General features: G+C 66.4%; 21 protein-coding genes and 1 pseudogene. 18 read left to right on the top strand and 4 right to left on the bottom strand.

The window, feature by feature from the left end; all coding sequences use genetic code 11:
• The first annotated feature begins 154 nt into the window (after positions 1-154).
• Positions 155-1,228 (top strand): Glu/Leu/Phe/Val dehydrogenase dimerization domain-containing protein, encoded by a 1,074-nt coding sequence (locus tag LOZ83_RS13435; RefSeq protein WP_236790857.1) that lies wholly within the window; start codon positions 155-157, stop codon positions 1,226-1,228.
• 9 nt (positions 1,229-1,237) lie between these two features.
• On the opposite strand, the gene LOZ83_RS13430 is transcribed toward LOZ83_RS13435, so the two are convergent.
• Positions 1,238-1,711, bottom strand: a complete 474-nt coding sequence (locus LOZ83_RS13430; RefSeq protein WP_236790856.1) for an Lrp/AsnC family transcriptional regulator — start codon at positions 1,709-1,711, stop codon at positions 1,238-1,240.
• Between the two features lie 71 nt (positions 1,712-1,782).
• On the opposite strand from LOZ83_RS13430, the gene pdhA reads away from it, so the two are divergent.
• The 4 genes from pdhA to LOZ83_RS13410 all read left to right on the top strand — a co-directional run bounded on the left by pdhA (position 1,783) and on the right by LOZ83_RS13410 (position 6,206).
• Positions 1,783-2,859, top strand: coding sequence for a pyruvate dehydrogenase (acetyl-transferring) E1 component subunit alpha (gene pdhA, locus LOZ83_RS13425; RefSeq protein ID WP_255823964.1), 1,077 nt, complete (start codon positions 1,783-1,785; stop codon positions 2,857-2,859).
• Positions 2,859-3,848 carry an alpha-ketoacid dehydrogenase subunit beta gene (locus LOZ83_RS13420; protein WP_236790854.1) on the top strand — a complete coding sequence of 330 codons (990 nt, stop codon included), beginning with the start codon at positions 2,859-2,861 and terminating at the stop codon, positions 3,846-3,848. The genes pdhA and LOZ83_RS13420 overlap by 1 nt, the downstream gene beginning before the upstream one ends.
• A complete protein-coding gene (locus LOZ83_RS13415; RefSeq protein WP_236790853.1) occupies positions 3,845-5,065 on the top strand; it encodes a dihydrolipoamide acetyltransferase family protein in 1,221 nt (406 codons plus the stop codon). The genes LOZ83_RS13420 and LOZ83_RS13415 overlap by 4 nt, the downstream gene beginning before the upstream one ends.
• A gap of 157 nt (positions 5,066-5,222) precedes the next feature.
• On the top strand, positions 5,223-6,206 hold the full coding sequence (locus LOZ83_RS13410) for a dipeptidase (protein WP_236790852.1): 984 nt from the start codon (positions 5,223-5,225) through the stop codon (positions 6,204-6,206).
• 13 nt (positions 6,207-6,219) lie between these two features.
• On the opposite strand, the gene LOZ83_RS13405 is transcribed toward LOZ83_RS13410, so the two are convergent.
• Together LOZ83_RS13405 and LOZ83_RS13400 are read right to left on the bottom strand one after the other, a co-directional pair.
• On the bottom strand, positions 6,220-7,824 hold the full coding sequence (locus tag LOZ83_RS13405; protein WP_236790851.1) for a carboxylesterase/lipase family protein: 1,605 nt from the start codon (positions 7,822-7,824) through the stop codon (positions 6,220-6,222).
• A gap of 150 nt (positions 7,825-7,974) precedes the next feature.
• A complete protein-coding gene (locus LOZ83_RS13400; protein WP_236790850.1) occupies positions 7,975-8,871 on the bottom strand; it encodes a LysR family transcriptional regulator in 897 nt (298 codons plus the stop codon).
• Between the two features lie 290 nt (positions 8,872-9,161).
• Between LOZ83_RS13400 and LOZ83_RS13395 the strand changes: the two genes are divergently transcribed.
• The 6 genes from LOZ83_RS13395 (at position 9,162) to LOZ83_RS13370 (ending at position 15,678) form a co-directional block, all read left to right on the top strand.
• Complete coding sequence (locus LOZ83_RS13395) at positions 9,162-10,508, top strand: amidohydrolase family protein (protein WP_236790849.1); 1,347 nt, start codon at positions 9,162-9,164, stop codon at positions 10,506-10,508.
• 36 nt (positions 10,509-10,544) lie between these two features.
• Entirely contained in the window at positions 10,545-11,060 is a 516-nt protein-coding gene (locus LOZ83_RS13390) for a cupin domain-containing protein (RefSeq protein ID WP_236790848.1), read from the top strand.
• Between the two features lie 25 nt (positions 11,061-11,085).
• Positions 11,086-12,456, top strand: coding sequence for an MFS transporter (locus LOZ83_RS13385; RefSeq protein ID WP_236790847.1), 1,371 nt, complete (start codon positions 11,086-11,088; stop codon positions 12,454-12,456).
• A gap of 28 nt (positions 12,457-12,484) precedes the next feature.
• Positions 12,485-13,423 (top strand): fumarylacetoacetate hydrolase family protein, encoded by a 939-nt coding sequence (locus LOZ83_RS13380; RefSeq protein WP_236790846.1) that lies wholly within the window; start codon positions 12,485-12,487, stop codon positions 13,421-13,423.
• A gap of 15 nt (positions 13,424-13,438) precedes the next feature.
• The gene (locus LOZ83_RS13375) at positions 13,439-14,440 is read left to right on the top strand and encodes an amidohydrolase family protein (RefSeq protein WP_236790845.1); all 1,002 of its coding nucleotides are present in this window, start codon (positions 13,439-13,441) and stop codon (positions 14,438-14,440) included.
• Between the two features lie 116 nt (positions 14,441-14,556).
• Positions 14,557-15,678 (top strand): helix-turn-helix domain-containing protein, encoded by a 1,122-nt coding sequence (locus LOZ83_RS13370; protein ID WP_236790844.1) that lies wholly within the window; start codon positions 14,557-14,559, stop codon positions 15,676-15,678.
• Between the two features lie 20 nt (positions 15,679-15,698).
• On the opposite strand, the gene LOZ83_RS13365 is transcribed toward LOZ83_RS13370, so the two are convergent.
• Positions 15,699-16,265: a hypothetical protein gene (locus tag LOZ83_RS13365; protein ID WP_236790843.1), complete on the bottom strand. Its 567-nt coding sequence runs from the start codon at positions 16,263-16,265 to the stop codon at positions 15,699-15,701.
• Positions 16,266-16,809: 544 nt separating this feature from the next.
• Between LOZ83_RS13365 and LOZ83_RS13360 the strand changes: the two genes are divergently transcribed.
• The 7 genes and pseudogenes from LOZ83_RS13360 to LOZ83_RS13330 form a co-directional block, all read left to right on the top strand.
• Positions 16,810-17,751, top strand: coding sequence for an ABC transporter substrate-binding protein (locus tag LOZ83_RS13360; RefSeq protein WP_236790842.1), 942 nt, complete (start codon positions 16,810-16,812; stop codon positions 17,749-17,751).
• Between the two features lie 52 nt (positions 17,752-17,803).
• Positions 17,804-18,784 carry an alpha/beta hydrolase gene (locus LOZ83_RS13355; protein WP_236790841.1) on the top strand — a complete coding sequence of 327 codons (981 nt, stop codon included), beginning with the start codon at positions 17,804-17,806 and terminating at the stop codon, positions 18,782-18,784.
• A gap of 102 nt (positions 18,785-18,886) precedes the next feature.
• A complete protein-coding gene (locus LOZ83_RS13350) occupies positions 18,887-19,330 on the top strand; it encodes a cupin domain-containing protein (RefSeq protein ID WP_236790840.1) in 444 nt (147 codons plus the stop codon).
• Positions 19,327-20,175 carry an ABC transporter ATP-binding protein gene (locus tag LOZ83_RS13345; protein ID WP_236790839.1) on the top strand — a complete coding sequence of 283 codons (849 nt, stop codon included), beginning with the start codon at positions 19,327-19,329 and terminating at the stop codon, positions 20,173-20,175. The genes LOZ83_RS13350 and LOZ83_RS13345 overlap by 4 nt, the downstream gene beginning before the upstream one ends.
• A 74-nt stretch (positions 20,176-20,249) precedes the next feature.
• Positions 20,250-20,969, top strand: coding sequence for an ABC transporter permease (locus LOZ83_RS13340; protein ID WP_236790838.1), 720 nt, complete (start codon positions 20,250-20,252; stop codon positions 20,967-20,969).
• Positions 20,966-21,751 carry an ABC transporter permease gene (locus LOZ83_RS13335; RefSeq protein WP_236790837.1) on the top strand — a complete coding sequence of 262 codons (786 nt, stop codon included), beginning with the start codon at positions 20,966-20,968 and terminating at the stop codon, positions 21,749-21,751. The genes LOZ83_RS13340 and LOZ83_RS13335 overlap by 4 nt, the downstream gene beginning before the upstream one ends.
• A 33-nt stretch (positions 21,752-21,784) precedes the next feature.
• Positions 21,785-21,953 (top strand): annotated as a pseudogene (locus LOZ83_RS13330) (cupin); the annotation flags it as partial.
• Between the last annotated feature and the right edge of the window lie 104 nt (positions 21,954-22,057).

The following is a 22,057-nucleotide window of genomic DNA, read 5'->3' as shown; positions in this document are numbered from 1 at the left end:
AGCGACCGGTGATGCGAAGAGCGCCTGATTCGCGCAACAGATGTTGCGGTGTCGCGTCGACGCCGTGACCCGCGACGAACGTTCACCGGCCCGCGGTAAGGCCGCGACCGTTGTCGATGCCGGGCCGGCCGGTCGCGCCATTAGGTTTGCCGGCATGGCGCAAGGGTTCATGAACAACGACATTGTTGTCGAGGACTGGGCCGGCGAGTTGACAGCGGTCCGGCACGATGAGGAGACCGGCGCACATTTCGTCATCGCGGTGCACTCGACCCGGCTCGGTCCGGCGACCGGCGGCACCCGCGCGATGGTGTACTCGGACGTGGCCGATGCGGTGGCTGACGCCCGGCGTCTCGCCGGTGCCATGACGTACAAGATGGCCGTCGCCGGATTGCCGATGGGCGGCGGAAAATCGGTCATCGCGCTACCGGCACCGCGCGCCGAGCTGGACTCCGCGACGTGGCGGCGCATCCTTCAGGTGCATGCCGCGAACCTCCGGCTGTTGAAGGGTTCGTACTGGACGGGTCCCGATATCGGCACCAACTCCGGCGACATGGATATCCTTCGCCGGAGCACGGATTACGTTTTCGGCCGTTCGATCGAGGCCGGTGGCCCCGGTTCGAGCGCCGGGAATACGGCGGTGGGTGTTTTCGCCGCGGTGCAAGCGGCGGCTCGGGAGGCCGGTGTCGCGGACCTGTCCGGACGGCGGGTGCTCATCCCGGGGCTCGGTGCGGTCGGGGCACAGGTGGCCGAGTTCGCTCGTGAGGCAGGGGCCCGGCTCTTGGTGGCGGACATCTCCCACGACCGGTGCGCGCCATTCGAGGCACAGGGTGCGCAGCGGGTGCCGGTCGATGAGGTGACCACGACCGAGTGCGACGTGCTCGTGCCGTGTGCGACCGGCGGGCTGATCACCACGCGGGTCGCCGAAACCGTGCCGTGTGCCGCGATCGCGGGCGCGGCGAACAACGTCCTCGCCGGTGACGAAGCCGCCGAGGTGCTGCGGCGGCGTGGCATCTGCTACGCCCCCGACTTCGTCGCCAATGCGGGTGGGGCGATCCACCTCGTCGGACGCGAGGTCCTGAGGTGGTCCGCGTACGAGGTGCGCGTGCGGGTGCTGGAGATCGGTGAGACGGTGGAGCGGATCTTCAAGAGCGCCCGGGCACAAGACATCACAACCGGTGCAGCGGCGCGGCAGATCGCGGAAGCCAATCTCGCCGCGGCCCTGGCGTGACTTCGCCGGTCAGTTGTCGGCGTCTTCGAAGATGAGGGAGGTCCGGGTCGACAAGACGCCGGGGATTGCCTGCAGCTGCTCCAATACCACTTTGCGCAGTGCGTCGTTTCCGGCTGCTCGCACGAGCAGCATCACGTCGTACTCGCCGCCCATGAGTGCCATGTGCCGGACCTCGGGAATCGCGCGGAGTCGTTTCTGGAGGTCCCGCCAGCTGTGCTGGCGCACGGTCATCGACACGTATGCCGACGTGGTCAGCCCGATCTTGGTGGGGTCGACGCGCGCGGTGAACCCGGTGATCACCCCGTCGGCGACCAGTCGTTCGATGCGCGCATAGGCGTTGGCGCGCGAGATCTTCACGCGTTCAGCGAGCGCGCGGCCGGACAGCCTGCCATCTGTCTCGAGCTCGGCGATGATCCGCCGGTCGATCTCGTCCACTCGGCTTGCTCCATGGGTCGAATGAGAGCCAGAAATCTCGCAATTCATTCCAACGATAGCTGATTGGTCAGCGTTCTTGGCAGCATTCGGGCCTAGTGACCCTGTCCGTGGAGGTGCAGATGGGTGCCGACCCGTTCGAGGCGGCTATCACCGTGACCCGGGTACTCGACGAGTCCGGTGCGCTGGTCCGTGGCGCGAAGAAGCCCGATACCGCGGCTCTGAGCGAGGGGTACCGGCGCCTGGTGTTCGCGCGCCGGCTGAACGAGCAGGCCGGGGCGCTGGTCCGCCAGGGCAGGCTGGCGGTGTACCCGTCCTCGCGCGGGCAGGAAGCGTGCCAGGTGGCCTGCGCGTCGGTGCTCGGCGAGCACGACTGGCTCTTCCCGACCTACCGCGACACCGCCGCGATCGCGGCGCGCGGGGTGGATCCGGTCGAGGTGCTGACCATGCTGCGCGGCGACTGGCATTGCGGGTACGACCCGGTCGCCCACAAGGTCGCGCCCCAGGCCACCCCGCTGGCCACCCAGCTCCCGCACGCGGTCGGCGTCGGCCACGCGGCCCGGCTCAAAGGCGAGGACACCGTCGTGATGGCGCTCTGTGGCGACGGCGCGACCAGCGAGGGCGATTTCCACGAGGCCTGCAACTTCGCCGCGGTCTTCCGCGCGCCCGTGGTTTTCTTCGTGCAGAACAACAAGTACGCGATCTCGGTGCCGCTGGCCCGCCAGTCGGTGGCGCCTTCCCTTGCGGCCAAGGCGATCGGCTACGGAATGCCGGGGATTCGCGTTGACGGCAACGACCTGGTGGCGCTGCAGCGCGTGCTCGGTGACGCGGTGGCGCGGGCCCGCGCGGGGGAGGGCCCGACGCTGGTCGAGGCGGACACCTACCGCATGGAGGCCCACACCAACGCCGACGACGCCAGCCGCTACCGCACGGAAGACGAGGTCGCGGGGTGGGTACAACGTGATCCGCTCGTTCGGGTGCGGACGTACCTGACCGAGGCGGGTGTGCTCGACGGGGCAGGCGAGCAGGAGATCACCGCCGCCGCGGAGGACATGGCCGCCGGCGTCCGGGCGCGGCTGGGCGAAGAGGCGGCGGTCGACCCGGACGAGCTGTTCGCGCACGTCCTCTCGGTGCCCACCTCGCAGCTGGCCGAGCAGCGCGAAGCGCTCCGTGCCGAGCTCGAATTCGAGGAGGCCTGATGTCCGTGCCCAAGATGACGATGGCGCAGGCGATCAACACCGCGCTCCGGGACGCCATGACGGCGGACGAGTCGGTGGTGGTGTTCGGTGAGGACGTCGGCCCGCTGGGCGGGGTGTTCCGGGTGACCGACGGGCTGCACCGCGACTTCGGCGAGGGCCGCTGCTTCGACACACCGCTGGCCGAGTCCGGGATCGTGGGCATGGCGGTCGGGATGGCGATGAACGGGATGCGCCCGGTGGTGGAGATGCAGTTCGACGCGTTCGCCTACCCGGCGTTCGAGCAGATCACCAGCCATGTCGCGAAGCTGGGCAACCGCACCCGTGGCCGGATCCGGCTGCCGATGGTCATCCGGATCCCCTACGCCGGCGGGATCGGCGGTGTGGAGCACCATTGTGACTCCTCGGAGGCCTACTACGCCCACACGCCGGGGTTGACCGTGGTCACGCCGGCCACGAACGCGGACGCCTACGGGCTTCTCCGCGCGGCGATCGAAAGCCCGGACCCGGTGGTGTTCCTGGAGCCGAAGAAGCACTACTTCGCCAAGGAGGAGGTCGATGTCGCCGCCGGTGTACCGCCGATCGGTCGCGCGGCCGTCGCCCGGGAGGGCCGGGACGCGACGCTGATCGCCTACGGCCCGTCGGTCGCCGTGGCGCTCGCCGCGGCCGAGCAGGCGAAAACCGAGGGCCGCGACCTGGGAGTGATCGACCTGCGGTCGATCGTGCCGTTCGACGACGAGACCGTGTGCGCCGCGGTGCGCCGGACCGGCCGCGCGGTCGTGGTCGCCGAAGCACCCGGTTTCGCCTCGGTCGCGTCGGAAATCGCGGCGCGTGTGGGGGAGCGCTGCTTCCACCACCTCGAGGCGCCGGTGCGGCGGGTGACCGGGTTCGACGTGCCCTATCCGCCGCCGAAACTCGAGAAGCATTTCCTGCCGGGCGTGGACCGGATTCTCGACGCGGTCGACACGCTGCAGTGGGGAGACGTCGCGTGAGCGCGCAGGTTTTCACCTTGCCGGACCTGGGCGAGGGACTGACGGAAGCGAACTTGTTGCGCTGGCTGGTGAAAGTCGGCGATGTGGTGAACGTGGACGCGCCGGTCGCGGAGGTCGAGACCGCCAAGGCCGCGGTCGAGGTGCCGTCTCCGTTCGGCGGTGTCGTGACCCGGCTGCACGGCGACGAGGGCAGCACCCTCAATGTCGGGGAGCCCCTGATCTCGATCGAAACCGCCCCGGCGGCCTATGTCGAGGAGGAACGTGCCGGGTCCGGCAACGTCCTGATCGGCTACGGCACCTCGGCGGACGCTCCTTCCCGGCGCCGACGCCGTGGAGCGGCCCAACGGTCTGCGGCGCGCGAAGGGGACCGGCCCGCGGTGCAGTCGCCCATCGTGCGGCAATTGGCCCAGCGCCAGGGCGTCGATCTCGAGACACTGACCGGGACGGGCGCGCATGGCCTGATCACGCGCCGGGATGTCGAGGCCGCGACCGAGTCCCCGGAACCGGCCGGTACGGATCGCCGCACCGGCCTGCCGATCCGTACCCGCGTTCCGTTGACGGGCCTGCGCAAGGCGGTCTCCGACACCCTGACCCGCAGCCGTTCGGAGATCCCCGAGGCGACCACATGGGTGGATGTCGATGCCACGGCGCTGCTCGAACTGCGCGAGCAGCTCAACGATGCCGCGCCGGGAATCCTCGCGATGGTGGCGCGTTTCGTGGTGGCGGGGCTGGCCCGGTTCCCGGAGCTGAATTCCCGTGTGGACACCGAGCGCGCCGAGATCACCCAGTTCGACGGTGTCAATCTGGGCATCGCCGCGCAGACTGATCGGGGTCTCGTCGTCCCGGCTGTGCGGGACGCGCACCGGCTCGGCATGCGCGGGCTCGACGCCGAGATCCGGCGTCTGACGACCGCCGCCCGCGAAGCCACCGCGAGCGCCTCCGAGCTGAGCTCGGGTTCGTTCACGCTCAACAACTATGGCGTGCTCGGGGTCGATGGCAGCGCGGCGATCATCAACCATCCGGAGGTCGCGATCCTCGGCATGGGCCGGATCATCCCGCGTCCGTGGGTGGTGGCCGGTGAGATCGTGCCGCGCCGGATCGTGCAGCTGTCGCTGGTGTTCGACCACCGTGTCTGTGACGGCGGCACCGCCGGCGGTTTCCTCCGTTTCGTCGCCGACGCGATCGAAGCCCCGATGTCCGCGATGGCCGAGCTTTGATGGGGACGCCGAAGCGACTTCCCGATGCGGTCGCCTGGGTGTATGGCCGCAAGCGACTATCGTCGCGACGGGTGTGGCGTTCGTTCGACGGTTGATGCTCGCAGCCCGGTCGTGCCGTTGGATACCGTCTTCTCGCCGAGAGTAGGAGCACGCGACGATGAGCGTTGAACTCGATACCCAGCAGACCGAGATGCTGGTGTGGGAACAGCATTGCTGCCTTCCGCTGGACCCGGACACCGACGTCGACGAGCTGTGGCGTTACGCCGAGGCGGGGGCGTCATTCGTGTCGGTGAACGTCGGTTACGCGCCGCACGATATCGCCGACACGATCCGAGTGCTGTCCGCGTTCCGCCGGCACGTGCTCACGAACCCTGATCGGTACCTCATGGTCAACTCGGCCGAAGATGTGCTGACGGCGCAGGCGACCGGGCGTCTCGCGGTCGCGTTCGACCTGGAGGACACGCGTCCGCTGGGTGGCCGCGTCGACACCGTGCAGACCTACTACGACCTCGGCGTCCGCACCATGCTGCTCACCTACAACCAGCGAAATGCCGCTGGTTCGGGCTGTTACGACGACCCTGACGGTGGTCTGACGGAATTCGGCCGGGAAGTCGTGGCGGAGATGAACCGGGTGGGCATGGTGGTCGACGCGACTCACTGTTCCTATCGCACGTCGATGGACATCTTCGCCGCCTCGACGGCGCCCGTGGTGCTTTCCCATTCCGCGACGCGGGCGGTCCATGACGACCAGCGCAATGTGTGGGACGACCAGATCAAGGCCTGCGCCGAGACCGGTGGCGTCATCGGGATCAACGGCGTTGGGGTCTTCCTGGGCGCGAACGATGCGAGCACCGAAGCGCTCATGCGCCACCTCGATCACGCCGTCGATCTCGTCGGCTGGGAGCATGTGGGACTCGGCCTCGACTTCTGTTTCGATGCCGATGATCTCAACGAGGAGCTGGCCCGGAACCCCGACTTGTTCCCGGCGAGCTACGCGCGATGGGATCGCATCGAGTTCATCGAGCCCGAGCGACTGCCGGCCATCGCCGCCGCATTGGTGGATCGCGAGTATCCGCCCGAAGCCATCCGGGGGATCCTCGGTGAGAACTTCCTTCGCGTGGCCCAGAACGTGTGGCACTGATCGACTGCGCGACTCACCCGGCCGCACCCGAGACATCGTCCCAGAACGTGGCGTGGTGCCGGTCGCCGAAGTTCTCGATCTCCCGGGATTCCGGGACGGTCAACAGCATCGCGTTGTCGCGCACCGCGTCATAGCGATTCCAGGCCGGGTACTGCGACGCCGGCGAATTCGGGGTTCCGTGACGCGCGAACGTGGACCAGTAGTGGACCATGGTCGAGGCCAGTCGAAGATCCTCGCCCTCCAGGGGAACGGGAGCTCCACTCGCACCCCGGAATCCGGGGAACAGGTATTGGAGATCCTTGGTGTGGGCCGAACCGTAGGGAAAGGACACCGGCGGCCACGGGGTCGCCGTGTGCGGGGCGTCGAACTCGTAGGAGTAGACGTCCTCGACGAACCGGCGAAGGACCCGGTTGACCCGCTGGTTCCCCAGGCTGATGACACCGCAGTCGCCGATCGCGGCGGACATGGCTTCGCTCGCGGAACCGTAGTCCTCCGGACGGTAGGTCTTGGCCACATCCTCGAACCGATCCGGGCTGACGGAGCGCCCGAGCAGCATGTCGGGCAGGGTGGTGAGCGCCTGCGACAAGATGGGGCCGTACGACTCCGCCGGAACGGGTTGCCCCGTGCTGAGTTCGAGCATTCCCTGGAACCAGTGGAATTCCGTTCTGGTCGTCCCGTTGATCACGGGTACCTGATGGAACCTCCCACTGGTGAACAGATCGGCCATCGGTTCGGGGAGCACACTGCCATCGACGGTGTGGCCGATCTCGTACTTGCCGGCGCCGAAGGTGCCCTCGGGCAGCAGATTCGCCGCCAGCAGGTCGGAGGTCTGCAGCGCGCGCAGTTCCTCGCTCGTGTGGCGAGTCGCGCCGGCGTCCCGGGCGAGGTCGAGTCCCGTCTGCTCGAAGTCGCGGGTCCCTCGCGTCGCCACCAGCGGTGAAGCACCTCCACTTTGGACGATCGCCTTGTGGAAGAGTCCCGCTGAGGCGGGCGACATCAGATGACACCACACGCTGATGGCGCCCGCGGACTGACCGAAGATCGTCACATTGGCCGGGTCTCCACCGAAACCGGCGATGTTGTCCCGGACCCATCGCAGAGCCGCCTGCTGGTCCATGATGCCGTAGTTGCCGATCTCGTGGTCCTCGGCATTGATGGCCGGGTGGGAGAAGAAGCCGAAGACGTTGATCCGGTAGTTGAACGAGACGAAGACCACCCGGCCGTCCTTGACCAGGGCCGACGGATCGTGGTCGTTGCTTCCGCCGATGAAGAGCCCACCGCCGGGGATCCACACCATGACGGGAAGTTTCGCACCCGCATCGACCCCTTCGGGAGCGTAGACGTTGAGGTACAGGCAGTCCTCGGTATTGCTCGAGAACCCGAACCCTGGATACGAAATGTTGTTCTGGGCGCAGACACTTCCATAGGCGAACGCGTCGCGCGGCAGCCGCCAGCCCTCCTGCGGAGCCGGTGGACGCCACCGGTGGGCGCCGACGGGGGCTGCCGCGTACGGGATGCCCAGGAAGCGGTGCATGCCGTCCAGGACCAAGCCGCGAACGGGTCCGCTCGTCGTCGGCACCGTCGATTTCGGTGCCATTTCCCAATAGGTGTGTCCCATGACCGTCTCCTCGTTGATTCGGCTTGCCGGGTGCCCGCGACGAGAGCGCGGGAGGGCAGCGCATGGCTCATTCGGTGGAGGAGATTGCGCGCGGCGGCGACCGCGACGACGCTACCGGCCCGAAAGCGGTCTGTCGAGGACGGGCCGTCGTCAGTGTGCCAGCTCGGCGAGCCGGGCCCGGGCCACGTCGACGATCGCGGTGACCGCGGCGGCGGGACGGCGCCCGGCGCGGGTAGCCGCGACGAGGTGCCGGTTCAGCCGAGGTGTGAAGGCGACGGCGTCGAGCAGACCGGCCGACAGGTCGTCGCGGATGAAGGTAAACGGCAGTACCGACAAATACTCGCCTCGCACGGCCAAATCCCTTATCGCGTGTATCGAGTCGATCTCGAGTCCGAGCGAATGCGAGGTCTCGTCCAGGCCCAGCCGGTGCTGCACGAGATAACGAAATCCAGGGGTCAGCGCGAGCCGGAAAGAACGGATGTCATTCGCTTCGACGGCATCGCCCAGGTCGCTCGGCAGCGCACCCTTGGCCGCGACGAGCAGCATTTCATCCAATGCGATATCGACGACGTTCAGGCGCGGTTTTTCGCCGGTCTGCGGTGAGCGGGTGAATATTCCGACGTCCAGCCGGCCCAGGTCCAGCCATTCACTCAGGAACATCGGCAGTGCTTCCACGATCTCGATCCGGAGCTTGGGGTGCTCGGCCGCGAACCGCGCGCTCAGGTACTCGGCCAGTGCGGGCACGAGCGACGGGGAGAGGCCGATCGTGACGGTTCCGAGCAGTTCGGAGGCGGCTTTGCGGACAGCCGGCCCGATGTCGTCGACATAGTTCAGCAGGAAATGGGACATCTCGTCGAGGCGCTGGCCCGCCTCGGTGGGGCGGATGCCTTCCGGGACTCGCACCAGAAGCTCGACGCCCAGTTCGTGTTCGAGCGCTCGAATCTGCTTGCTCAGGGCGGGCTGACCGATGTGCAGTTTGCGTGCCGCCTGACTGAAGCCGCCCTCGCGGACGATCGCGACGAAATACTGGAGCTGCCGGATCTCCATGACGCCGCTCCATTCCGGGCCGTATTCACCCGATTCGGTTCGAGAAATTATACCACTGTCTATTCCTGTGCGGAATAGCCGGTATCGCGAATGGGCATTTGGGGCGGCCTGCGCATGGTGCTAACCTCAGTTCGGTTGCTGGTTCGAGTGGCGGCGAAACTCAACTTCATTCCTCATCATGCAGCGTCGCGCGAAAGGAATCGAACTTCATGGGTAGTGGCTCCGACGATTCAGCTATGAGCGGCCGCCTGCGGGCACTCGTCGACCGGCATGCTTCGTCCGGTCCGGCCGTGGACGGCGATCAGCAGATCCTGCTCAAAGGCGGCACCATCCTGTCGATGGACCCGGCGGTGGGCGATTTCGCCGTGGGCGACGTCCTGATCATCGGTGACCACGTCGCCGAGGTCGGCGAAGCCATCTCCGCTCCAGCGGCCACCGTCATCGACGCGCGGGACCGCATCGTGATGCCCGGGTTCTGCGATCCGCACATCCACTGCTGGGAAGGCGTACTGGGGCGGATCATCCCGGAAAACGTGCCACAGACCACCGAGGACCCGGTCGGTGGGGCTCCCATGTCGAGCCGCAGCTACATGTATGCGGCACATCGGCTGTTCGGCCCGGCCTGCCGGCCCGAGGACATCTACGCCGGGACGCTCATCTCGTTGCTGAACGCCCTCAACGGCGGCATCACCACTGTCGTCGACAACATGCACAATGCCCGCTCCCCGGAACATTCCGACGCCGGCGTGGCGGCCCTGTTCGATGCCGGCCTGCGCGGTGTCCACGCCGTCGGGCGTCCTACGTCCGGCAAGTGGGCCGGGACGTTCCCGGCCGACGTGTACCGGTTGCGCGATCAGTATTTCTCCAGTGACGACCAGTTGTGCTCGATGCGCCTGTACGCGCCCGGTAGTGACGATCTCACCGAGCTCATACCGGTCCGGAAGGAACTCGATCTCTGGTTCTCGTTCGACAGTGGAATCGGCCGCCAGCCTCTCGAGCAACTGTACGAGGATGGCTCTTTCGACGGGCGAGAGGCGATCAACCATGGCAACTTCGTGTCTCCCGAACAACGGAAGCTGATCGTCGGCAACGGCTCGCAGGTCAATGTCTGCCCCCGAATCGAATCGCAGTTCCGCTACGGCCGGATTCCGTACAACGAGTGGGTGGAGTCGGGTCTGCGCCCGGGGATCAGCAACGACAACCCGATGACGTACGGGATCGACATGTTCAGTGAGATGCGGGCGCTGTATCTGTTGCAACGCGTGGACGAGCACCGGGACGGCGCGCAGTCGGCGTCGCTGCGGGAAATCATCCTGTCCGCCACCCAGCAGGGGGCGGACAACTGCGGTGTGGGTGCCGTCGCGGGTTCGCTGACTCCGGGGAAGAAGGCCGATATCGTCCTTCTCGATGTCGGAAGGACTCAGCTCTTCCCGCGCAACAACATCCTGTGCTCGGTCGTCCAGGGGGCGGATATCGGGTGCGTGGACGCGGTTCTGGTCAATGGCCGTCTGGTCAAATGGGACGGTCAATTGCTCGGTGTCGATCTCGAAAATATTCGAAACGTGGTGCAGGAGTCTCACGACTATCTGCTGAGCGCCGTCGACTGGCCACACCAGGCAACCGACTTCGACGACTGACGGCGCGGTGAAATCTCACCCAGGAAAGGTGTGTTGATGGCGTTCAAGTTCAGGCGCGTCGTGACGGGGCATGACTCCGCGGGCAAGGCTGTCGTCAGGTCGGACGACCTCGTCGACTCGGAACCGCGGCTGCCCGGCTACGAGGCGAAGGTGGCTTGGTGCACCAATCAGTTCCCACCGAGCAACGACGGGGAACCGCTCGGCAACAGTGATCCCGGCCCGTGGGGCACGCGCGTTCTTTTCCGGGTGGCGGAAATGATTCCCGGGGAAGCGGCGGGGACCAACATGCACCGCACGGAGACCCAGGACGTCGCCGTAGTGATCTCCGGTGAGCTCGAGATGGTTCTGGACAGCGGGGAGGTCGTGGAACGTCTCACCCCGGGCGACGTCGTGGTCCAGCGGGGCACCATGCATTCCTGGGTCGCTCGCGGGGAGGAGCCGGTGCGGATCCTGTTCGTCCTCATGGACGCGCCGCCCGCGCGGGTCGGTGACGATGTCCTCCACGAGGATCTTTCCGTCTTCGACGGACAGCTGCGCCCGATGCCCCAGTGAATTCACGTTGAAGGAAGTTGTTGCAATGACGCAATCATCTTCGGCCGAGTCGGCTCGGCTCGCCAAACGGAACATCCGCTTGGGCTCACTCGGCGCGGCGCTCGAATACTACGATTTCGTCGCTTACCTGTACGTGGCGACGCTGATCGGAAAAGCCTTTTTCCCGGCCGGCACCTCGGACACCCTCAGGCTCGTCCAGACCCTCGGGGTCTATTCGATCGGCCTGGCGATCAGGCCGATCGCGGGAATCCTCATCGCCCGGGTCGCGGACCGGGTGGGCCGGAAGCGGATGTTCATCCTGACCGTCATCCTGATGTCGGCGGCCACCCTGGCCATCGGGTTGCTGCCCACCTACGAGCAAGTGGGCTGGCCGGCGCCGGCTCTGCTCATCCTCACGCGGGTCGCCCAGGGGTGCGCCGTGGGTGGCGAACTTCCCGCGGCCGCTGTCTTCGTCACCGAGCACGCACGTCGTGACGGTGTGGCGAGGGCCGGCGCCTTCCAGCAGATGACCGCATACAGCGGGTTCCTGCTCGGCGCCGCCGCGGCGTTCCTGTCCGGTCTGGTCGCAACGCATCTGGTACCGGGTATGCCGTCGCTGGCGTGGCGGCTTCCCTTTGTCGTCGGTGGTGTGCTGGGACTGGTGACCGCCTATCTTCGCCGCAAACTCGACGAAACCCCGCTGTTCAAACAACAAGTCGCGGACGAGCATCGCCGGCCCTCCTCACCGGTGGGCGAGGTGGTGCGCAACCATCGCAGGCCCGCGTTGTTCGCCGCTTTGATCGTCGTCGCCCTGACGCTCACGAACGGAACGTACTTCACGTTCTGGCCCACCTATCTCCAGGCATCGCTCCATCTGCCGGCGACGACGGCGCTGATCGCGAGTCTCATCGCGATCGCGGGCGCGATGGTGTCGATGCCCATCTGGGGCCTGATCGCCGATAAGTACGGGTGGCGCCGGGAATTGCTCCTGGCGGCGATATCGACGGCGTTGACCACGCTTCTTCTGCTCGCCGTCCTACCATCGCTGCCCAAGGGATCCGGTCTCGTCATCTGGATTCAGCTGCCCGCCGCGCTCGCGGCCGGGGGAATCGTGTGCGCTGTCCCCGGTCTTGTGTCGGCGATCTTCCCGACCGAAATCCGGCAGACCGGCTATTCGGTGTGCTACAACCTCGTTGTCGCCCTCCTCGGCGGCTTCATTACGGTGATACTGGTGGAGCTGGTGTCGAGCCTCGGTCTTGCCGCGCCGATGTACGTCGTGCTCGTCGCTTGCGCCTTGACTCTTGGTGCGGCCCTTGCCGTTTCGCGCATTCCCTTGTATCTCGGCCGTGGCTCCCAGCCGGGTATCGCCACGAGCGGCGATCCCGCGGGGGCCAGTGACCCGGCGGTCGCCGGATGACTTTCGTTTCCCTGAGGAGAGATGAACCATGCGTTTCGTGACCTACACCGACGGTCCGTCCGATCGGCTCGGCGTGCTCAGCGGTGACCAGATCCACGCGCTGCCACCGGGACTGACCCTGCGCGCGCTGCTCGGCGATGACGGCGAACGCCTGCACGAGGCCGGCGAGCAGGCCCTTCGTGACCCGCACGATGTGGTGTCCCTCGACGGCGTCCGGCTGCGAGCCCCGATTCCCGACCCGCCCACCGTCCGGGACTTCATGACGTTCGAGCAGCACGTCGCGGGTGCGGTCAAACTCGCCGGCCCGGACGTCGTGGTCCCGCAGCGGTGGTATGCCGCGCCGACGTTCTACTTCACCAATCCCTACGCGGTCATCGGCCCACATGACGACGTCCCGGTGCCGCCCGGCAGCTCCCTGTTCGATCTCGAACTGGAGGTCGCCGCGGTGATCGGGCGCGGCGGCCGCGATATCGCCGCCGACGACGCGGAGCGCCACATCGCCGGGTACTGCGTGCTCAACGACTGGAGCGCGCGCGATCTGCAGTTCGCCGAGATGGAGGTCCGGCTCGGGCCGGCCAAGGGAAAGGACACGGCGCTGACTCTCGGGCCGATGCTCGTCACCCCGGACGAGCTGGCGCCGTACCGCTCGGGCACCGCCTTCGATCTGGAGATGACAGCCGCGATCAACGGCGAAGTCCTCGGCACCGACCGCTGGAACGCGATGCATTTCTCTTATGCGCAGATGATCGAGTACGCGAGCCGCGGCACCGAAGTGCGTCCCGGCGACGTCCTCGGCTCGGGGACCTGCGGCGGCGGCAGCCTCGCCGAGCTGTGGGGCAACAAGGGTTTGGACGCCCATCCGCCACTGCGGCCCGGTGACACCGTCACGGTCTCGGTCGACCAGCTCGGCAGCATTACGTCGAGGATCGTCGCCTACCCGGGTTCGCCCGCCGGTCTCGCCGGCTGAGAGGAGGCATTGCCCATGACGGAACCAAGTATCGCCGGGGCCCCGGTCACGGCGGTGGACGTGCACGCCCACTATCTCGCGACGGAGATGCCCGAGCTGCCGGGCGCTCCTCGTATCGTCCTGGACGAGTCGGGAGACGGCCGGATCGTCCGGGGAGACACCGTCCTCCAGCCTTTTCCGTCCACAATGTACGACCTCGCGGCGCGCCTGCGTGAGATGGACGGGGCAGGGGTATCGCACCAGGTCCTCTCACCGCCGCCGGTGATCATGGTGCACGCCTGGTCCGCGGATCCCGCGTACGCGCGTGCCGTCAATGACTCGATCGGAGCCGCCTGTGCGTCGTCGGGCGGCCGGCTGCTGGGGCTCGGGTGTGTGTCCGGGGCCGACCCGGCCGGTGAGGTGAGCCGGTGCCGGGAGATGGGTCTGCGCGGCATCGAAATCGGTACCCGGCAGGGAGAATTCGATCTGGACGCGCCTGAGCTGAAGCCCCTGTGGGCGGCTTGTGAGGACGCCGGATTGGGTGTCTTCGTGCACCCGATCGCCCAAGGCCGGGGGGTTCTGCGCCGGGCCGGCCGGCTGGTGGAACTGGGCATAGGGATGCTCGCGGACACCGCCATCGCGGCGTCGGCGCTCGTCCTCGGTGGTGTCCTGGAACGCCATCCCCGGCTGCGTGTCGCCCTCGCACACGGCTGTGGCGCCTTTCCGTGGACCTATCCGCGGTTGCGGATGGGTGCGGAGTTCGCCGGCGAGGGCCGTCCCGCGAGCTGGGAGGCGCTTGTCCGCCGGCTCTACGCGGACACGCTGGTGTTCGACCCGGAACACCTGCGCCTGCTCGTGCACCGGCTCGGCGCGAACAGGGTGCTGCTCGGCAGCGACACCCCCTACGTGGCCGATCAGCTCGCCGGGCAGGTGCGCACCGTCGACGAGGCGCTGGCGTCCGGTGCCTTGCCCGCGGGGTCCCGCCGAGACGTGTTGGTGCACAACGCCCTCGAATACCTCGGGCTGCCACGGACGTGACCACATAGGACACTGTTCCGATAAAGCACGATCACGTGGCGTAGTCGCAGTCGGCGGAACCCGTCACTGTCGGTTCGGAACTGCCATCGTGGCGTCAGATCGCATACAATGATCGGATGCAGGCACTGCTCCTTCGGCTCTCGGAAACGGATGGGGCAGCGTCGGCGATGCGGGTGATCGCCTTCTTCGACATGCTGCTGGAACGCAGAGCCAGCCCGCGCGCATTGGTGCAAGCGACCGCCGGTCTCGCGCAATGCGTCGTGGGATGGCGCAGAAGCAACGGGACCGTCATCCGATTGGCGCCCAGTGCGGCCGAAAGCCGGCAGATCAACTTTCCGCCGTGTCCTTCCGCCGAGCTCGAGCTCGGCGACCACGGAGTCGTCTGGCTCGAGCGTGTGGGCGCCCCCGAGCCGTTCGACGAGCTCGTCCTCGAGCGGCTGGCGCTGGTGGCCGGAGCCTTGAGTTCCGGCCCGTCTCCTCGTGCTGGCGACCGTGAAGAGGTCGACGCGACGCGATTGCTGCTGGACTCGACGCGCTCCGAGGACGCGCGCGCGGCGGCTGCGCGTGCCCTCGGTCTGCGCGTCGGTCGCCCGGTCATTGTCGTCGCCGTACGGCACTGCACGAAGCGCGATCCGTCGGTCTGGGCGCGTGATCTCGCCGAACAGTGCTGGCCGGCGGACCGCGTGCACGTGACGAGCCAGGACGGGCTCGCCGCCGTGGTCGTGCAACAGGTCGTGACGTACGACACAGTGGAAAACAGTTTGACCGAGCACATCACCCGCAGGACACCGGCCGAATCCGGGCTGGAACCGGATCTGCGTGCGGGAACCGGCACGCCGCGGCCGGCGACCCAGGCTCACCTGTCGTGGGAAGAAGCCAAGACAGCCTTGCGATTCGCCGGCGCGACGCGGGCGGACGTCGTCGTGTCGTACGAACGTCTCGGATCGCTGAGCCTGCTCGCCCGGATCCCGACAGCCGTGCTGTGCGAGGACCCGGGAGTGCGGGCCATCGCCGAGTTGCGGGCCAAACCGAGTGGGGCTGACCAGTTGGGGGTGTTGCAGGCGTTCTGCCGGACGGGCTCACTGCGCCAGGCCTCGGCCGAGCTGCACCTGCATCACAGCACGGTCGCCAGTCACCTGACGCGCATCGGCGCCAAGGTGAACTGGGACCTGCACACACCCCTCGGACGCCTTTCGGCGCTCACGGCGCTCTACGCCGAGCACCTCTGCAATTTCTAGCGGGCGCCGATCGAAACCGCCTACCAACCGCCGCCGTCAGCAGGCTTCGTGCCCGCGGGAAGTTCGATGTAGACCGATTCGGACGGATAGTAGTACTGGCGGATCGGCTGGAGAGCGCCCGGAATGATGTTCATGACCGTGGTGTCCTTGAGTGCGCGCAGGCCGTGGATATCGTGGGGCGGTTCGGGAAGGACACTCACGTCGCCGTCGGTCATCAGCCGCTCCTCCCGAAGTGACAGCTGCGCCACATTGGGGATGTCGCCGTTGTCCAGCCGGTTGTAGGTCCGGTACAGAATGCTGCCGCTGTACACACCGACCACCTCGGGGAGGCCGTGATTGTGAATGGGAATGATCGTCCCGCTCTTCACGGTATTGAAGACAACCCCGAGCGACCCGTCGTAGTACAGGACACGGGACCCTTCCGTGTGCGCGCTTTTCCGGAAGTAGGTCACCAGCGCCGGGTCCTCGTCGGCCAGGATGGGGCGAAGCGCTGTCATGCACGTTTGCATGGCCTCGGCCACGGCATCGCCGTATCCACCGTGCTTCTTGGCGACGTCGACCAGCGCGAGCACCACATCGTCATACATCACGAAACTCCCTTGTAGTCGTACCGTATGTGCGCTGCCGGATTACCTCGATCCGCCCGGCGACGCGCCGGGCGGCCATCGGCTCATGTCGTCCATCGTGCCTCGCCGGCCTGCCGGGCAGCACCCGACGATCGTCGTCGATCTGCCGCGTCAACGGCGACGACCGTGCGTGCCACGGCGCTGGTGTCCGGCGGTCCGCACAGTCGTCGGTCTGCGATCCCCGGATCACCGACATGCGTCGGGTACTCACCATCGGCCACCTGATGCAATTCTTACTGCGGGCCGCGCGAAGATCTGCGACCGGTCATTCTCTTCAGGCCTGCCGGCCGACAACACCGCATGCCAACGACGTCAGAAGTGTGGAGTGAGAGAACCGATGATGCGAAAATTTGGACGGAGGCCGGGTATCCGATCGGCCCGGCGAGCCGCGACAGCGTGTGTCGCGCTCGTGGCATTGACTGTCAGCGGGTGTGCGAGTTCTGGTAGTGGAACGGCTCCTGGCACGGTCCGCGTAGGCCTGTCCCAGGGCTTCATCCTCAACCAGATGACGACGATGCTGGCGCAGGGACTCGGCTACTATCGCGAGGTCGAGGACAAGTTCCACACCAAGATCGATCTGGAAGTGCAGGCCACCAACACGATCGGCCAGTCCGCCTTCTTCGGCAACAGTATCGACTTCTATCAGGGCAGTATCGCCGGGCTGCTTCCGCCGGCCTCCAAGGGCCAGGACGTCTCCAGCATCTTCACCCACTACACGGGTACCGCGACGATCATGATCGGCGCCACGAAGTACAAGGACAGTCGCGGCACGAACGTGAGTGCCTACAACGGAAGCCACTGGTGCTTCACCACCCTCGGCAGCAACAGTGACCTCACCTCCCGGTACGTCGCCAAGGATGCCGGCCTGGACTGGTCCAAGCAGTCGGCCATTTCCGTCGGCAACACCGGCGCGCTGCTGCCGACGATGCAGGTCGGCCGATGCGATATCGCCGCGATGGACACGAACTCCGCGGCCGCGGCCATCGCCCAAGGAGTGGGCTACCTCGTCCAGAATCCGCTTTCGCCGGCGAATCAACAGCGCATCTTCGGCGGATTGGTACCCGGACTGGTCACGTGGGCATCCGACAAGTTCACCTCGCGCTATCCGGAATTGACCCAGGCGATCGTCGACGCCCAGCTGCGCGCCGTGCTGTTCCAGCAGCAACATGAGGCCGACCCGGCCCAGATCTACGCCGCGCTTCCCAAGAGTTTCACGGAGAAGACCAGTGCGGAAGAGTTCGCCGCCGGGTGGGGTCTCTTCGCCCCTGGAATCGACTCGAACACGGGTGGCGCCGAACCGTCGCAGGTCGAAACCTCGATCGCGCTCGGGAACGCGGTGGGCGCGGACGTCAAATCGGTTCCGGAAAAGACGTTCGACAACAAGTTCGTGCGGCAGGCGTATCTGGATCTGAAGGTTCAGGTGCCTCCTTCGCTCGCGGACAAGTAGCCTGCGGATCGACTGTCGAGGCTTGTCCGACTACTGATCAGAAGGGATTTGGATGAACCGGCGCTTCGACGGTGATCTCGCCGCCGCGATGAGCTACAAGCTCGACGCGGAACTCGCGGCAGGATTGAGCTACATCGCTGAGCTGGACTTCAACGACATACCCGCCGCGCGGATAATGGAAGCCAAAATCATGGCTGTCATGCCGCCTGTCGACACGACCGGCGTATCCGTTCGCGATGTCGAGATCCCGGTGGACAACGGTGGCAGCACCATGAAACTCCGGCTGACGACGCCGATCGACGCCCACTGGCCGATGCCGGTGATCTACAACCTGCACGGCGGCGGATTCTGCTGCGGCAACATCGACGCCGAGCACGGCAGGGACGTCGAATTGGCCAAAGAGGTGGGTGCGATCGTGGCGACCGCCGCCTACCGCCTGGCGCCGGAAAATCCGTACCCGACCTCATTGGAGGACTGCTACGCGGGCCTTTGCTGGCTCGCCGAGCACGCCGGTGAGATCGGCGCGGATGCCGACCGGGTCGCGCTCCACGGCCGGTCGGCCGGTGGTGGGCTCGCGGCGGCGCTGACGCTGCTGGCGCGAGACCGCGGCGGGCCCGGGATCTGCTACCAGTTCCTCAGCGTCCCCGAACTCGACGACCGGTTGGACACGCCGAGTATGAGACGGTTCGTCGACACACCCCGATGGAACCGGACGAAGGCCATCCTCAGCTGGAAGTACTACCTGGGCGACCTCGCCGAACCGGGATCCGCTGATGTTCCCGCTTACGCGGCACCGGCGCGGGAAACGAACTTCGCGGGACTGCCCCCGGCCTACATCTCGGTGATGCAGTTCGATCCGCTGCGCGACGAAGGCATCAGGTACGCGCAGAAGCTGCTGGAAGCGGACGTTGTCGTCGAGTTGCATCTGTACCCGGCCACGTTCCACGCCTCCTCCATTATCGCCGCCGCGGAAGTGTCGCAACGCGAGCTGGCCGAGGAGGTCGCGGTGCTTTCGCGCGCGTTGAACGGATAGTGGCTTCGATATCAGCTTCTGAGCACGGTAGGAAGAGTGGAAATGCCGACATATTGGAACAACTCTCAGAACGATGTCCGGCCCGACGGGACGAGTTTTCGGATGGCCGTCGGAAATGAATGCGCGCTCTACGTCATCCGCCGGGATCCCGGGTATCACACGCGGCCGCACGCACACGACTACGAGCAGATCAGCTACATCGTCGAGGGTGAGATGTGGACCTTCGTGGGCGAGCAGCCCTATCACCTGAAGGCGGGTGACTTCCACCGGGTTCCCCGTAACGCGATCCATTGGTCGTGGAACCGCGGCAGCGTGCCCTGCCTGACCATGGAGGCGGCGAGCCCGCCGCCGCCGGCCGAGATGCTCGACAATCAGGAACTCGGTGAACAACTCGGGCTGCGTTGCACGCGGCTCCACGGCGAGAGCGAGATCGCGGCGGTACGGCCGTCGAACGGGCTCTTTCAGATCGACGCGGCACGGCACGGCATCGACGTCGCGGCCGTCGAAACCCTGCCTCCCGTCAACCGGACAGGAGATGGCGCATGACGCCAAGAAGTGACGCCGGCAACGGTGCCGGCCGTTCGCTGGAACTTGATCGCGTGACGCAGCGCTACCCGTCATCCACGAACGACACCACTGAGTTCGTTGCCATGCAGGACATTTCGCTGGAGATCCCCGCCGGCCAGTTCGTCTCGGTCGTGGGGCCGACCGGCTGCGGGAAATCGACCATGCTCTCGGCGATCTCCGGCCTGCGCCCCGCCTCCGATGGGCAGGTGAGAATCGGGGGAGAGGTGGTCACGGGGATCCGCAGTGATGTCGGGTTCATCTTCCAGCAGGACGCGCTCCTTCCGTGGCGGACCGCACTGCAGAATGTCGAGCTGAGCCTGAGGTTCCGCGGCCGGCCGAAATCCGAATCGCGCGAACGGGCTCGTGAATGGCTGGCCCGGGTCGGTTTGCTGGATTTCGCGGACCGGTATCCGCATCAACTGTCCGGTGGTATGCGCAAGCGGGTCGCCGTCGCCTCGACGTTGGTCTATGAGCCGGACATCTTGCTCATGGACGAGCCTTTCAGCGCCCTCGACATCCAGACGCGGACATTGATGGAGAACGATCTGCTGCACGTGTGGGACGAGGCGGGGAAGAACACCGTACTGTTCGTCACCCACGATCTCGAAGAAGCGATCGGCATGTCCGATCGGATTCTGGTGCTGACCGCGAGTCCCGGCCGGCTTCTCGGCGACTACAAGATCGACCTGCCCCGGCCGCGGGATCTGCTCGAGGTGAAAATGACGGAAGAGTTCACGGAACTCTACCGTGCTATCTGGAAAGACCTCGAAGGCGAGGTTCTTGCGGCGAACAAGCTACGGATTCCGGATGCCGTCGGCAACTGAGACGATGAAGTCGAAAGAGGGACGGACGAATGCGGAAAAGATGGCTGAATCGTTCAGCCACGTTGGTGCTGGTTGTGGCGTTTTTCGTGGTATGGCAGTACGCCGGTCAGGCCAACGTCGCCAACAAACTGACGATCGGCACTCCGGCCGAGGTATTCCGCTGGATCGGTGATTGGTCCAGTGGCACGTACACGGACGGCTGGTCCGACCTGTGGACCACGCTGCAGGAGGCGCTTCTGGGATACCTGCTCGGCACTGTGGTCGGGGTGTCCCTGGCCGTGCTGATCGCCGGGGTTGATGTGCTCGCCCGGCTGGTGATGCCGTTCGTGGCGGCCGCGAATGCCGTTCCGAAGATCGCCATGGCGCCGTTGTTCGTCCTGGCCTTCGGCACCACCGTCGCGTGCAAGGCGTACTTCGTGTCGAGTCTCGTGGTCTTCATCAGCTTCTTCGCGGTGTTCAACGGCCTGCGTTCCATCAACCGGCGCTATCTGGATCACGTGCAGATCCTGGGTGCGAGCCGGTGGTGGACGGTCCGGGAGGTGTACGTCCCGGCGATCGTGGGCTGGCTCATCACCAGTCTCCGGCTCAGCTGGTCATGGTCACTCGCCGCGGCCGTGTTCGTCGAATATCTCAGCTCCAACGAAGGTATGGGTCACATCGTCCAGAGTGGACAGGAGAGCTTGGACGCGGCGACCGTCATCGGCGCTCTGATGATCATCGCCGTCGTCGCGGTGTGCGTCGACGCGGGCCTTGTTCTCGTCGAGCGGCGTGCTAAGGAATGGAGGCCCGCATGAGCACCACTCGTCTCAATCGTGTCGGAAGTGGCTGGGCGCTACTGCTCGCGCGGACGGCATTGGTCGTTGTCGTGGTGGCCCTGTGGCAAGTCGCCGCCGACCAGGAATGGGTCAACGCGAACTTTTTCTCGTCGCCGAGCGACGTGTGGCATTCACTGGGCTCGCTGTCGGCGAGCGGCGACCTGTGGCGTGCCTTGGAGAGCACTGTCGTGGTACTGGCGATCGGCTGGGTTCTCGGGGAACTGGCAGGTCTTGCCTTGGGTATCGCGATCGGTCTGTCGAAAAGGCTGAACGATATCATTGGACCGATCATCGTTTTCGCGAACGCGGTTCCGCGTATTTTGCTCCTGCCGATCTTCGTGGTGTGGTACGGATTCGGCTACGAGCCCAAGGTTTTGCTCGTGGTCGCGGTGATGGTCGTCTTCGTGGCCCTCAACGTGGCGGCCGGCGTTCGCGAAGTGGACGGCCTGCTCGTCCAGAACATGCGTGTGCACGGCGCGAATGCCTTCGACCTGCTGCGGCACGTGTTCTTCCCGGCCGTGTCGCTGTGGGTGACGAGCAGTGCGCGGGTGACCGTCGGTTACGCGCTGCAGGCAACGATTGGATCGGAGCTACTGGGCGCGGAGTCCGGCCTGGGTTCCCTGATCTCGCATGGCCAGGTGTCGTTCAGATCGGACCAGATCATCGCGGTGCTGTTGGTCGCGGCGGCACTCGCGGTGTCCGTCGACCTGCTGCTGGCGACCCTGGAACGGCGGGCAGTCCGGTGGATGCCCAAGACGTAACTTGGGCGTTTCTGTTCTACAGAATCTGGCGTTCTGTGGCGGTGGCAACGGTTGCGTGGCTTGGCGGCGCAGGCCGTGATCTGGTGCCGGGGGGCGTGGGGGTGAGCGGCGGGCGATCGCGCTTGCGAACCCGAGTCTGGGTGGGCGGCCGTTCGCGACGCCGACGTTGTGGGCGGTGATCCAGTATTTGATGCCGGGGGAGGTCGAGTTGGCGGTGGTCATCGGCCAGCCCGTGCGGCGCACCCGGGAGTGGTTGACCATTGTGCGGAACCCCCGGCGGGGTCGGCCACACCCGCGACCCGAAAC

Source organism: Amycolatopsis sp. GM8, assembly GCF_021653975.1.
In the GTDB taxonomy this organism is placed as follows: Bacteria; Actinomycetota; Actinomycetes; order Mycobacteriales; family Pseudonocardiaceae; genus Amycolatopsis_E.
This window is presented reverse-complemented; position numbering and strand designations above follow the sequence as displayed.